The following is a 12,701-nucleotide window of genomic DNA, read 5'->3' on the forward strand; positions in this document are numbered from 1 at the left end:
GAGCTCATGCGTGGGATATTGATTCTGGCGCTGTTGTTACTGGTGTCATGCCAAAACATGGCACCCAGTGCCGTGGATCAACCGGCTGGGGTGATTCGCGATCTGCATAGCGGTCAGCGTCTGAGCGCGCAAGCGCTGGTCGAGCGGTTGGCCGGGGCGCCACGGCTGATCGTTGGCGAGCTGCATGACAATCCTGATCATCATCACGCACAGCTGTGGTTATTGCAGGCACTGTCCCAGCGCCGGACTCAGGGCAGCGTGCTGCTGGAAATGCTGACGCCGGACCAGCAGGCACGTGTCGATGAAATCCATGCGTTGGACACCGCTCGCTGGCCCGCCGATTTGCCGGCGGCGTTGGCCTGGCAATCGGGTTGGGACTGGAATCTGTATGGGCCGATTGTGCGCTTTGCCCTGGCTCAGCCCTATCCGTTATTGGCGGCGAATCTGGACTCGACTGACGTTCGGCGTATGTACAAGCAAGCGCCGGCCGTAAGCGGAACCCGGTCGAATGCACCAGCGGTCAGGAATGAGCTGCTGGCGCAAATCCGTGAGTCTCATTGCGGGTTGTTACCCGAAAGCCGGATGCCGGCCATGCTGGCGGTTCAGCAACAACGTGATCGGCAAATGGCCGAACAACTGCTGGCAGCGCCCGCGCCGGCATTGTTGTTTGCCGGCGCTTATCACGCACGGCTGGACATTGGCGTACCGCTGCATGTGCAGGATCTTGGTGAGCATTCGGCGCCCGTGGTGGTGATGCTGGCGGAGAAGGGAGCTGTGGTCTCGTCGGCATCGGCGGATTACGTCTGGTACACGGCCGCCCGCCCCGTGCAGGACTATTGCGCGCAAATGCGTCAGTAACAAGCAGTCGGCATATCTCGCGAAGCACTTTTCGACAGGCAAAAAAAGACCCGGCAAGAGCCGGGTCAAATAACCGTGATTAGCCTGATGAGGAGATAATCTGAGAGTCCGAACCAATGGTCTTTCAGAAGATCAGCTGATCTCGCGATCAGTTGTGATAATCATAACGATTCTCATTTCTAAGTCAATCGCTGTTTTCCGAGTTCTATGCTCTTTTGCTAAACACTTGTTTGGATCGCCTGTAAATGCTGGGCTTTAGACCTTGTGACGTGACGAAATGGCTTCAAGCTGTTTATTGAGTGCTTCCTTGCGATCAGCGGGGATATCGTTCCAGTGCACATCCATCAGCGCCCCCTCAATCGCATACAACAACACCTTCGAGGCGCGAAACCCGCGAGTGCGTACCGCACGATAAGCATCTACCGCGCCCAGGCGGCGCAAGTCCGAGGCGCTGTGGATGCCCACGGCATGCAGCCATTGCGCCGATGTCTTGCCAAGGTTTTTCAGGTGTTGCAGTTCATCATTCATCAAGCCTCCTTGCGACAGCCGAAGAGTGCGTGGGCAAGCCTCACAGGAGTGTAGCGGTCAGTAGGAAAAGCGTGGTTGTTTGGTCAGTTTGAACGCAAAAGCTTCTAAGGCGTTCTACCAGATAGTTCTGGAAAGGGCGGTAGCGGCGGCAGGAAAGGACTTGGGAGATCAGGCATGCAGTCCGGCGCGCAGCAGGGGCACCGGACTTCAGGTGACGGCAGGTGTTAGCGGGTGCGGTAGCGCAGGCGAGTGCCGAAATTCATCGACATGAGAATTTCGTCAGCGCTCAGCTCGGAGGGAAAGTAAGCGCCGGAGATTTGTGCGTGGGCCAGGCTCGCGCCTTCGAGGGAGGCATCACGAAAATCAATGCCGCGCAGGTCGGCAGAGCGGAAATAGGCATCGCTGAAATCAATACCTTCGGCGTTCAGCTCGCGCAGGTCGAGGCCACGAAAGTCGCCGCCCACCATATCGATAGGCCCGGACTTGGGCCTTTCGCGATTGAAGCCTTCGATGTCGTCTTTGTGCAGCAGGGCATATAGCGGGGTGTCGAGAAGTTTCGGCTGGCTCATGGTGTCACCTGTTGGTTTTATGACGCCAGTATAGTGCCACTATTTTGCAGGCGTGAAGCCGGTTAGGGCTTCGCGCCTGAATTTAGTTTCTTACAGCCCCGGCAGACGCTGACGAATTTGCGCGACCACGGTGTCGAGGGTCCCGCTTTCATTGGTCTGAACGCGTTTGCTGCAGAGAATCTCTGCCGGAGTCAGCTGCTCGCGGCTGGCTTGTTGAGCTGCGATAACAGCCAGATTGGCGTCAGATGGATCGTTTTTGTCTGCTTGACGCTGTGCGAGCCAGCTCTCGATCACGGCTTGTGGTGCGTTGCAATCGAGGATCAGGAATGGCGCGCCGGTCGCTTCGGCGATTTTTGCCGCGTTATCGCGTTGTTCACGCTTGAGGTAAGTCGCGTCAATGACTACCGGGAAACCGGCGCGCAGAATCACGCCAGCGATTTCATGCAGGCGGGAATAGGTGCTGGCACTGGCGTCGGCGCTGTAGATACCGGCTTGCAGGTCGTTCGGTACGTGCTGTTCGCCGAACAGGCGCTTGCGCTCGACGTCGGAGCGCAGGCGAATCGCGCCCAGTGCTTCTACCAGGCGCATGGCTACGTGGCTTTTACCTACGGCAGAAACACCGTGGGTGATCGCCATGAAGCGCGATGGAATGGTGCTGTAACTTTCCGCCAGGTTGGCGTAGTTGCGGTACTGGCGCAGGGTGGTGGCGCGCTGCACCGGATCGGCCTCGGCGGGCATGCTGAACAGGGCGACCTTGGCGCGAACCAGTGCGCGGTAGGCTTTATAGAAGTTCAGCAGTTCAAGGCCCTGATAGTCGCCGGTCAGCTCCAGGTATTGGCTCATGAAGCGCCGAGCCAGGCTTTTCAGGCCACGGTCTTCAAGGTCCATCGCCAGGAAGCCAGTGTCGGCATAGACGTCGGTGAAGCGGAACGGCTCGTTGAATTCGATGCAGTCGAAAATTACCACGTTGCCGTCGATCACGGTGACGTTGCCCAAATGGATATCACCGTGGCATTCGCGGATGAAACCTTCGGCCTTACGTTGTACCAGCAGTGGTTTCAGGCGTTCGAAACTGCTTTCGGCCCAGGCTTGCAGGGCGTCGAGTTGCAGCAGGTCGGCTTTTTCGCTGAGGAACGGGCGGATTTGTTCGAAGTTCTGCCGCACCGGTGCCATGACACTCTCAGGCGTACCGGCTTCATGAGCTGCCGGAACCTTCGGGGTGCTCAGGTGGAACCGGGCGATCTGCGTGGCCATCTCGTCGATGTGCGCAGTCGTCAGTTCGCCATTGGCCTGCAGGTTACTGAGCAACTGGCTTTGCGGGAACTGGCGCATTTTCAGCGCGTAATCGAGCACTGGACCGGTGCCGCCCAATTGCGGCGCTTCAATGCTGCCGGTGATCGGCAGCACTTCAAGGTACAAATCGTTGGTCAGACGCTGGTTAAGGCGCAGTTCTTCGCTGCAGAAATGTTCGCGTGACTCGAGACTGGTGAAATCGAGGAAGCCGAAATTGACCGGCTTCTTCACTTTATAAGCATAGGGGCCAGTGAGCAGCACCCATGAGATGTGCGTCTCGATGACCTGGAATCCCTCTACAGGATGCGGGTAGAGGGCCGGGTTTTGCAGGGCAGCGATCAAGGACTGGCTCACAGGTGATCCTTCAGAGTCTGGAAAAATTCAAGGGCAACATTATGGCGGCTAGCCGGGTTAACGCAAACCTCGCTGGGCTCATGTTGATCGGGAATAAAGTGCGTATAATCCGCCGCCATGACTCGTACCCGATCCCCTCGTACCCCTAAAAAACCTCCTTCTAGAGGCCTGCGCCCCTGGTTAGGCTGGGCGCTCAAGCTCAGTCTGGTCGGCCTCGTAGTGCTGGCAGGCTTCGCGGTTTACCTTGATGCCGTGGTCCAGGAGAAGTTCTCCGGCAAGCGCTGGACCATTCCGGCCAAGGTTTATGCGCGCCCGCTCGAACTGTTCGTCGGACAGAAACTGAGCAAGGATGACTTTCTCACCGAGCTCGATGCCTTGGGTTATCGCCGCGAAAGTGTGGCCAATGGACCTGGCGCGGCATCGGTCAACGGCAATACCGTCGATTTGAACACCCGTGGGTTCCAGTTCTATGAGGGCCTGGAGCAGGCTCAACCGGTACGTGTGCGCTTCTCGGGCGATTACGTCGCCGAGCTGTCGTCGACCAACGGTTCAAAACTGTCGGTGGTGCGCCTCGAGCCGCTGTTGATCGGTGGCCTTTACCCGAAAAACCTCGAAGACCGCATCCTGATCAAGATCGATCAAGTGCCACCGTATTTGCTCGATACGCTGGTGGCGGTGGAAGACCGCGACTTCTATCACCACTTCGGTGTGTCGCCAAAATCGATCATGCGGGCCGTTTGGGTCAACACATCGGCCGGGCAAATGCGTCAGGGCGGTAGTACGTTGACGCAGCAACTGGTCAAGAACTTCTACCTGACCAACGAGCGCAGCCTGAGCCGTAAGCTGACCGAAGCGATGATGGCGATGCTGCTTGAGTTGCACTACAAAAAGCCGGACATTCTTGAGGCTTACCTCAATGAAGTGTTCATCGGTCAGGACGGTCAGCGCGCCGTGCACGGTTTTGGTCTGGCCAGTCAGTTCTTCTTCAGCCAGCCGCTGTCCGAACTCAAGTTGCATCAAGTCGCGTTGCTGGTAGGTATGGTCAAAGGGCCGTCCTATTACAACCCGCGTCGCTACCCGGAGCGCGCACTTGAGCGACGCAATCTGGTACTCGATCTGCTGGAACAGCAAGGTGTCGCTACTGCCGAGCAAGTCGCTGCGGCGAAGAAAATGCCGCTGGGTGTGACCAAGCGCGGCAGTCTGGCCGACAGTTCGTTCCCGGGCTTCCTCGATCTGGTCAAGCGTCAGCTGCGCGAAGACTACCGCGACGAAGACTTGACCGAAGAAGGTCTGCGGATCTTCACCAGTTTCGACCCGATCCTGCAGATGAAGGCCGAAGCCTCGGTCAACGATACCTTCAAGCGCCTTGCCGGCCGCAAAGGTTCGGATGACGTTGAAGCGGCGATGGTCGTGACCAATCCTGAAACCGGTGAAGTCCAGGCGATGATCGGTAGTCGCCAGGCCAGCTTCGCCGGCTTCAACCGGGCGCTGGATGCCGTGCGGCCAATCGGTTCCCTGATCAAGCCGGCGGTATACCTGACCGCGCTTGAAAAGCCGAGCCAGTACACCTTGACCAGTTGGCTGTCCGATGAGTCCTTCTCGGTCAAAGGCGCAGATGGTCAGGTCTGGAAACCGCAGAACTATGATCGTCGCTCCCACGGTACGGTTTTCCTGTACCAGGGGCTGGCACACTCCTACAACCTGTCGACTGCGCGTCTGGGCTTGGAAGTCGGTGTGCCGAACGTCCTGAAAACCCTTGGGCGTCTGGGCATCACTCGCGAGTTTCCGGCCTTCCCGTCGATGTTGCTGGGAGCGGGTGGCATGACGCCGATTGAAGTGGCAACCATGTACCAGACGCTGGCCAACGGTGGTTTCAACACGCCGATGCGCGGGATTCGCAGCGTACTGACCGCCGAAGGTCAGCCGCTCAAGCGTTATCCGTTCCAGATTCAGCAGCGTTTCGATCCGGCGTCCATCTACCTGATCCAAAGCGCCATGCAGCGCGTGATGCGTGAAGGTACCGGTAGCTCGGTTTACAACGTGCTGCCCAAGACGCTGACGCTGGCGGGTAAAACCGGTACCAGTAACGACTCGCGAGACAGCTGGTTCGCCGGTTTCAGCCAGGATCTGCTGGCAGTGGTCTGGCTGGGGCGCGATGACAACGGCAAGACGCCGTTCACCGGTGCCACGGGCGCGCTGCAAGTCTGGACCAGTTTCATGCGCAAGGCCGACCCGTTGCCGCTGGATATGCCGCAGCCGGATAATATCGTTCAAGCCTGGGTCGATTCGCGCACCGGGCAGGGTTCTGAAGCCAGCTGCCCAGGCGCAGTGCAGATGCCGTATATTCGCGGCAGCGAACCGCCTCCTGGCGCTGCGTGCGGTGGTTCAGGCCCCGCGTCAGGCGAATCGGTGATGGATTGGGTCAAGGGCTGGATGAATTAAGCAAAGAGGGATTCAAGTGAACAAGTGGTTTATTCCAGCGGTTACGGTGACAGCCCTGGCTTTGCTCAGCGGTTGCTCCAATGTGCAGCACGGCTCGATTCCAGTGGTCGACTCCGGTACGGCCGTGTCCAACAGTGAGCGGATTTCTGCCAATGGCGGTTTCCGTAAAAGCACCGTGAAACGGCCGGCACAAGCCCAGACTCAGGCGATCCCGCAGGGTGACACTGGCGTGGTGGTAATGATCCCGGGCGGTGGCGCGACGACGTCGACGCCAATCAGCACGCAGCCGATCAGTCCTGGCCCGACCAGTTCCGGTCCGATTACTCCGGGGACGTATGACAGCGGACCGATGCAGTCGGCACCAATCAATCAGGGTAACTACAGCATGCCATCGACGCCGAGCGGGATTCCTCCTGCGAGCAGCGGCGGCGGTTTGTCTGCCGACGAGCAGCTTGACGGTCCGGTACTGGCCTTGCTGACCACCGCGCAGCAGCAACAGGCGAGCGGCGATCTCAATGGTGCGTCTTCCAGCCTCGAGCGTGCCCAGCGGGTTGCTCCGCGTGAGCCGCAAGTGCTTTATCGTCTGGCGCAGGTGCGCTTGGCCCAAGGTGATGCAGCGCAAGCCGAGCAGTTCGCTCGCCGCGGTTTGACGTTTGCCAATGGGCGTCCGGATCTGCAGGCAAGCCTGTGGGAACTGATCGCCCAGGCGCGTGAGAAACAGGGCGACTCCGCAGGTGCGGCGCAGGCTCGTCAAAAGGCCAAGGTTTCGCTCTGATGGATGTCCGTTTTCCGAAGATCGCCGAACAGCTGCTGCTGATCGAGCGTGAGTTGCGTCTTCAGGGCTGGTGGGACGAGGTTCCGCCAAGCGCTGAAGCGCTGGCCAGCGTCGAGCCATTTTCCGTCGATACGCTGGATTTCGAGCAGTGGCTGCAATGGATCTTCCTGCCGCGCATGAAGATCATCCTTGAGAACAACCTGCCGCTGCCGAACGCCTCGGGCATTCAGGAAATGGCCGAGATGGTCTTTGCTTCGCGTAATGTCCAGGGCAAGGATCAGCGGTTGCAAGCCTTGCTCAAAGAGTTCGATCAGCTCATCACGGCCTCCCGCTAAGCCGGAAACTGCCAGTGCCTAACTACTGGCAGTTATCCTTGATCTGTTTTTGTGTTTCGGTGATGCGTTCCTGACGCTGTTGATCTGTCAGGCGACGCATCTCACCGTCGACTTCCTCACGTAACCTCGGATTGTTCTGCAGTTGAGCCAGGTTCGTTCGTGCCTGTTCGCAGAACGTCTTGAGCTGGGCTTGCTGCTCTGCGACTTGTTTTTTCACTGTGCTATCGATGGCCTGTTGATCGCCTGTCGCGCTGTTGCGCGGTGGGGTGGTCGGTTTGCCAGCGGGCAGGGCGGGTTTCACTACGGTGGTGGCTTCCTGCCCTTGAGGCGGCTGTGCATCGAAATGGGTAACGCCCTGGCCATCAATCCATGTGTAGATCGAACTGGCCATGCACAAAGGGCTCAGGCCAATCAGCAGACTGGCCGTGAAGATCAACGTTCGCATGCCGTTTCCTTGTCGTGGGTTGCGCAATTGAAGCTAACACACCTGCGGTTTATAGGTTTTTTCTTGCGTTCTCATGCGCTTAGTTCGAATAAAGCACATTGACGGCTTGACTTGCAGAGGGCGAAACAGAAGAATCCAAAGTCCGCTGTAGAGGGACTGCCAGAAGCAGGCCCGCTCGGCAGATCATGAGGCGCACATCCGCGCCGACCTGTTACACCCGCAACGCGTTACCTCGCGCTGGGTGGGAAAGCCCCGCAACACTTGGGACGATCCCAATACTTGCTCAGTCAGTGCTGACGTAGTCGGCGACCACCGTCGCTCATGCTCTGCCGAGAAGTAAACCTATTAAGACCCGTCCCCTTGATGTGGGCGGTATTCTGGCGTTTTAGAGGTGAACAACGTGGAGCTTTTATCTGGCGGTGAGATGCTCGTCCGCTTTTTGCGCGACGAAGGCGTCAAATATATCTACGGGTACCCGGGTGGTGCTCTCCTTCATGTATACGATGCCCTGTTCAAAGAACCGGAAGTGACCCACATCCTGGTTCGTCACGAACAGGCTGCGACCCATATGGCTGACGGCTATGCCCGTGCTACCGGTAAAGCCGGCGTAGTACTGGTGACCTCCGGGCCGGGCGCAACCAACGCCATCACCGGTATTGCCACGGCCTACATGGACTCCATCCCGATGGTGATCATTTCCGGCCAGGTGCCTAGCACCATGGTAGGCACCGATGCGTTCCAGGAAACCGACATGATCGGTATCTCCCGGCCGATCGTGAAACATAGCTTCATGATCAAGCACGCGTCGGAAATCCCGGAAGTCATGAAGAAAGCGTTCTACCTGGCGCAATCCGGTCGTCCCGGTCCTGTCGTTGTCGATATCCCGAAAGACATGACCAACCCGGCCGAAAAATTCGAATACGTCTTCCCGAAAAAAGCCAAGCTGCGTTCCTACAGCCCGGCGGTTCGTGGTCACTCCGGGCAAATCCGCAAGGCAGCAGAAATGCTTCTGGCGGCCAAGCGTCCCGTGCTGTACTCGGGCGGCGGCGTGATCCTTGGCGGTGGCTCCGCGCCGCTGACCGAACTGGCGCAAATGCTCAACTTGCCAGTGACCAACACCCTGATGGGCCTGGGTGGCTACCCTGGCACCGACCGTCAGTTCATCGGCATGCTCGGCATGCACGGTAGCTACACCGCCAACCTGGCCATGCACCATGCTGACGTGATTCTCGCTGTCGGCGCGCGTTTCGATGACCGCGTGATCAACGGCCCGGCCAAGTTCTGTCCGAACGCCAAGATCATTCACATCGACATCGATCCGGCTTCGATTTCCAAGACCATCAAGGCAGACGTGCCTATCGTTGGCCCGGTTGAGAGCGTCCTGACCGAAATGGTCGCGATCCTCAAGGAAATCGGCGAGACCCCGAACAAGGAGTCTGTTGCCAGCTGGTGGAAGCAAGTTGACGAGTGGCGTGGTGATCGTGGCCTGTTCCCGTATGAAAAGGGCGACGGTAGCGTTATCAAGCCGCAAACCGTGATCGAAACCCTCTGCGAAGTGACCAAGGGCGATGCCTTTGTGACCTCCGACGTGGGCCAGCACCAAATGTTCGCGGCGCAGTACTACACGTTCAATAAGCCGAACCGCTGGATCAACTCCGGTGGCCTGGGCACCATGGGCTTCGGTTTCCCGGCGGCGATGGGCATCAAGTTGAGCTTCCCGGATGCCGACGTCGCCTGCGTGACGGGCGAGGGTAGTATCCAGATGAACATTCAGGAGCTGTCCACCTGCCTGCAATACGGTTTGCCGGTAAAAATCGTCATCCTGAACAACGGTGTTCTGGGTATGGTTCGCCAGTGGCAGGACATGAGTTACGGCAGCCGTCACTCGCACTCCTACATGGAATCGCTGCCTGACTTCGTCAAGCTGGCAGAGGCCTATGGTCACGTCGGCGTGCGCATCACCGACTCGAAGGATTTGAAGTCGAAGATGGAGGAAGCGTTCGCCATGAAAGATCGCTTGGTGGTGCTCGATATTTCGGTCGATACCAGCGAGCACGTCTATCCGATGCAGATCAAAGACGGCTCCATGCGCGATATGTGGCTGAGCAAGACGGAGCGTACGTAATCATGCGGCATATTATTTCCTTGCTTCTGGAAAACGAACCGGGCGCTCTGTCTCGTGTAGTCGGCCTGTTCTCGCAGCGCAACTACAACATCGAGAGCCTGACCGTGGCACCTACCGAAGACCCGACCCTGTCGCGTCTGACGCTGACCACTGTTGGCCACGATGAAATCATCGAGCAGATCACCAAGAACCTGAACAAGCTGATCGAAGTGGTCAAGCTGGTCGACCTGTCGGAAAGCGCTCACATCGAGCGCGAACTGATGCTGGTCAAGGTCAAGGCCACCGGCGCCCAGCGCGCCGAGATCAAACGCACTACCGATATTTATCGTGGACAGATCGTCGATGTCAGTGCCAGCGTGTATACCGTTCAATTGACCGGTACCAGCGATAAGCTCGACAGTTTCATTCAGTCGATCGGCACTGCCTCGATTCTGGAAACCGTACGCAGTGGCGTCACCGGGATTGCCCGTGGCGACAAAGTACTCAGCATCTAAACCAAATTAGCGAATGGCCTGAACGGCCTGGATATATAGGGGAAATTCATGAAAGTTTTCTACGATAAAGACTGTGACCTGTCGATCATCCAGGGCAAGAAAGTTGCCATCATCGGTTACGGTTCCCAGGGCCACGCTCAAGCGTGCAACCTGAAAGACTCCGGCGTTGACGTTACTGTCGGTCTGCGTAAAGGTTCGGCCACTGTTGCCAAAGCCGAAGCCCACGGCCTGAAAGTGACTGACGTTGCTTCTGCGGTTGCCGCTGCCGACCTGGTCATGATCCTGACCCCGGACGAGTTCCAGTCTGCCCTGTACAAAAACGAAATCGAGCCGAACATCAAGAAAGGCGCCACCCTGGCCTTCTCCCACGGCTTCGCGATCCACTACAACCAGGTTGTGCCGCGCGCTGACCTCGACGTGATCATGATCGCGCCGAAGGCTCCGGGCCACACCGTGCGTTCCGAGTTCGTAAAAGGCGGCGGTATCCCTGACCTGATCGCTATCTATCAGGACGCTTCCGGCAACGCCAAAAACGTAGCACTGTCCTACGCTGCCGGCGTTGGTGGTGGTCGTACCGGCATCATCGAAACTACCTTCAAGGACGAGACCGAAACCGACCTGTTCGGCGAACAAGCCGTTCTGTGCGGCGGTACCGTTGAACTGGTCAAAGCCGGTTTCGAAACCCTGGTTGAAGCTGGCTACGCGCCAGAAATGGCCTACTTCGAATGCCTGCACGAACTGAAGCTGATCGTTGACCTCATGTACGAAGGCGGTATCGCCAACATGAACTACTCGATCTCCAACAACGCCGAGTACGGCGAGTACGTTACCGGCCCTGAAGTCATCAACGCTGAATCCCGTCAGGCTATGCGTAATGCCCTGAAACGTATTCAGGACGGCGAATACGCCAAGATGTTCATCAGCGAAGGTGCTACCGGCTATCCTTCGATGACCGCCAAGCGTCGTAACAACGCTGCACACGGCATCGAGATCATCGGCGAGCAACTGCGCTCGATGATGCCGTGGATCGGCGCCAACAAAATCGTCGACAAAGCCAAAAACTAAGTCACGAGTTTGTACAGAAAACGCGGCTTAGGCCGCGTTTTTTCGTTTGAGTGGTCGGTTCTGGTATAAAGCTGCATCGTTTGCGGCCGAACCGTTGTCGCAGACACCTGTCGAAACTTTCCACACCGTTGCAAGGTAATGTCCATGAGCGAACGTCCCGAAGAGCCAAACCAGGCCTCTGACGCCGAAAGCCTGCTACCCATCGATGAGCATGTCGAAGAAGGGCATGACGCTGAAGGCCGTAAAGTCCGGCATCGTGGTATCTATCTTCTGCCGAATCTGTTCACCACTGCGAACCTGTTCGCAGGGTTCTATTCCATCATCAACTCGATGAGTGCCCAGAGCGCCTTGAGTGCCGGTGATGCTGCAAGCGCGAGCAAGTATTTTGCTTTCGCGGCGATTGCGATTTTCGTCGCCATGGTCCTCGACGGCCTTGATGGCCGGGTAGCGCGCATGACCAATACCCAAAGCGCCTTCGGTGCCGAGTACGACTCGCTGTCGGACATGGTTGCCTTTGGTGTTGCGCCGGCATTGCTGGCATTTGGTTGGGCGTTGGGGGATATGGGCAAGGTTGGCTGGATGGTTGCCTTCATCTATGTTGCGGGCGCGGCATTGCGTCTGGCGCGTTTCAATACTCAGGTCGGCACCGCAGACAAGCGCTACTTCATCGGTCTGGCCAGTCCGGCTGCGGCAGGTGTGGTTGCAGGTATTGTCTGGGCATTCAGCGATTATGGGATTCAGGGCTCCAAGATGTCCTTCCTGGTTGCGCTGATGGTTGCAGCCGCCGGGATGTTGATGGTGAGCAACATCAAGTACAACAGCTTCAAGGAACTGGACCTGAAAGGTCGCGTACCTTTCGTGGCGATCCTGGCGGTGGTGCTGGTGTTTGCAGTGGTCTTCAGCGATCCGCCACGCATTCTGCTGCTGGTTTTTCTCGCCTATGCAGCTTCTGGCCCGGTGCAGTACCTGTTGCATCTTCGTCGGCACAAAAACGCCGAGTGATGTAATTTCCCCCATACTCCGCAGTCTATTGGTGCATCTGTCCTCCAATTCTGCGGAGTTGCCATGTTGTTCAAGTTTCCCAAGTCGTCCGACTCTCATGAGTCGGACGTCACGCCTGAGTCTCTCTATCTCTCTCGTCGCAGTGTGCTTGGTGGGGCGATCGCCGGTATGGCGGTCAGCGGCCTGCCACGATGGGCCAGCGCTGACAACGCGGCTCGGTACGCGGATGTCGAGTCGGGCAAGGCGCCTTCCTGGTTTTCCGAAAAACTCCCTGCCACCAAATGGGAGGCGGTTACCGTCAAGGATGAGGCGATCACGCCGTTCAAGGACGCGACTCACTACAACAACTTCTATGAGTTCGGTACTGACAAGGGCGATCCTGCGCAAAACGCTGGCGCGCTGAAAACCGAGCCGTG

General features: G+C 57.9%; 13 protein-coding genes (1 of these 13 cut by a window edge). 9 read left to right on the forward strand and 4 right to left on the reverse strand.

The window, feature by feature from the left end; genetic code table 11:
• Positions 1 to 6 precede the first annotated feature (6 nt).
• Positions 7 to 858: a ChaN family lipoprotein gene (locus AO353_RS14455; protein WP_054595570.1), complete on the forward strand. Its 852-nt coding sequence runs from the start codon at positions 7 to 9 to the stop codon at positions 856 to 858.
• Between the two features lie 255 nt (positions 859 to 1,113).
• Here AO353_RS14455 and AO353_RS14460 read toward each other — a convergent pair whose 3' ends face one another.
• The 3 genes from AO353_RS14460 to AO353_RS14470 form a co-directional block, all read right to left on the reverse strand.
• Positions 1,114 to 1,386: a TfoX/Sxy family protein gene (locus AO353_RS14460; protein WP_019691679.1), complete on the reverse strand. Its 273-nt coding sequence runs from the start codon at positions 1,384 to 1,386 to the stop codon at positions 1,114 to 1,116.
• Between the two features lie 224 nt (positions 1,387 to 1,610).
• A complete protein-coding gene (locus AO353_RS14465) occupies positions 1,611 to 1,955 on the reverse strand; it encodes a pentapeptide repeat-containing protein (protein ID WP_054595571.1) in 345 nt (114 codons plus the stop codon).
• Between the two features lie 90 nt (positions 1,956 to 2,045).
• Positions 2,046 to 3,602 (reverse strand): AAA family ATPase, encoded by a 1,557-nt coding sequence (locus AO353_RS14470; RefSeq protein ID WP_054595572.1) that lies wholly within the window; start codon positions 3,600 to 3,602, stop codon positions 2,046 to 2,048.
• Positions 3,603 to 3,719: 117 nt separating this feature from the next.
• Between AO353_RS14470 and mrcB the strand changes: the two genes are divergently transcribed.
• From mrcB to AO353_RS14485, 3 genes are read left to right on the forward strand one after another with little or no spacing between them, the layout of a single operon-like run.
• Positions 3,720 to 6,044 carry a penicillin-binding protein 1B gene (gene mrcB, locus AO353_RS14475; RefSeq protein WP_054595573.1) on the forward strand — a complete coding sequence of 775 codons (2,325 nt, stop codon included), beginning with the start codon at positions 3,720 to 3,722 and terminating at the stop codon, positions 6,042 to 6,044.
• 16 nt (positions 6,045 to 6,060) lie between these two features.
• Entirely contained in the window at positions 6,061 to 6,819 is a 759-nt protein-coding gene (locus tag AO353_RS14480; protein ID WP_054595574.1) for a tetratricopeptide repeat protein, read from the forward strand.
• The gene (locus tag AO353_RS14485; RefSeq protein WP_054595575.1) at positions 6,819 to 7,154 is read left to right on the forward strand and encodes a YqcC family protein; all 336 of its coding nucleotides are present in this window, start codon (positions 6,819 to 6,821) and stop codon (positions 7,152 to 7,154) included. Before AO353_RS14480 ends, AO353_RS14485 begins: the two co-directional genes overlap by 1 nt.
• Before the next feature lie 22 nt (positions 7,155 to 7,176).
• Here AO353_RS14485 and AO353_RS14490 read toward each other — a convergent pair whose 3' ends face one another.
• Entirely contained in the window at positions 7,177 to 7,599 is a 423-nt protein-coding gene (locus tag AO353_RS14490; RefSeq protein ID WP_054595576.1) for a DUF4124 domain-containing protein, read from the reverse strand.
• A 400-nt stretch (positions 7,600 to 7,999) separates the two neighbouring features.
• Between AO353_RS14490 and AO353_RS14495 the strand changes: the two genes are divergently transcribed.
• The 5 genes from AO353_RS14495 to msrP form a co-directional block, all read left to right on the forward strand.
• Positions 8,000 to 9,724, forward strand: coding sequence for an acetolactate synthase 3 large subunit (locus tag AO353_RS14495; protein WP_054598234.1), 1,725 nt, complete (start codon positions 8,000 to 8,002; stop codon positions 9,722 to 9,724).
• A gap of 2 nt (positions 9,725 to 9,726) precedes the next feature.
• Positions 9,727 to 10,218 (forward strand): acetolactate synthase small subunit, encoded by a 492-nt coding sequence (gene ilvN / locus AO353_RS14500; protein WP_003205610.1) that lies wholly within the window; start codon positions 9,727 to 9,729, stop codon positions 10,216 to 10,218.
• A gap of 48 nt (positions 10,219 to 10,266) precedes the next feature.
• A complete protein-coding gene (gene ilvC, locus AO353_RS14505; protein ID WP_003185459.1) occupies positions 10,267 to 11,283 on the forward strand; it encodes a ketol-acid reductoisomerase in 1,017 nt (338 codons plus the stop codon).
• Positions 11,284 to 11,427: 144 nt separating this feature from the next.
• A complete protein-coding gene (gene pssA / locus AO353_RS14510; protein ID WP_054595577.1) occupies positions 11,428 to 12,285 on the forward strand; it encodes a CDP-diacylglycerol--serine O-phosphatidyltransferase in 858 nt (285 codons plus the stop codon).
• Positions 12,286 to 12,348: 63 nt separating this feature from the next.
• Positions 12,349 to 12,701 carry the beginning of a protein-methionine-sulfoxide reductase catalytic subunit MsrP gene (gene msrP, locus AO353_RS14515; RefSeq protein ID WP_054595578.1) on the forward strand. The gene runs 661 nt beyond the window's last position, so the window shows 353 of its 1,014 coding nt (coding positions 1-353); its start codon is at positions 12,349 to 12,351; its stop codon lies off the right edge, out of view.

Origin of the sequence: Pseudomonas fluorescens, assembly GCF_001307155.1 — a bacterium.
GTDB classification, from domain to species: Bacteria; Pseudomonadota; Gammaproteobacteria; order Pseudomonadales; family Pseudomonadaceae; genus Aquipseudomonas; species Aquipseudomonas helvetica.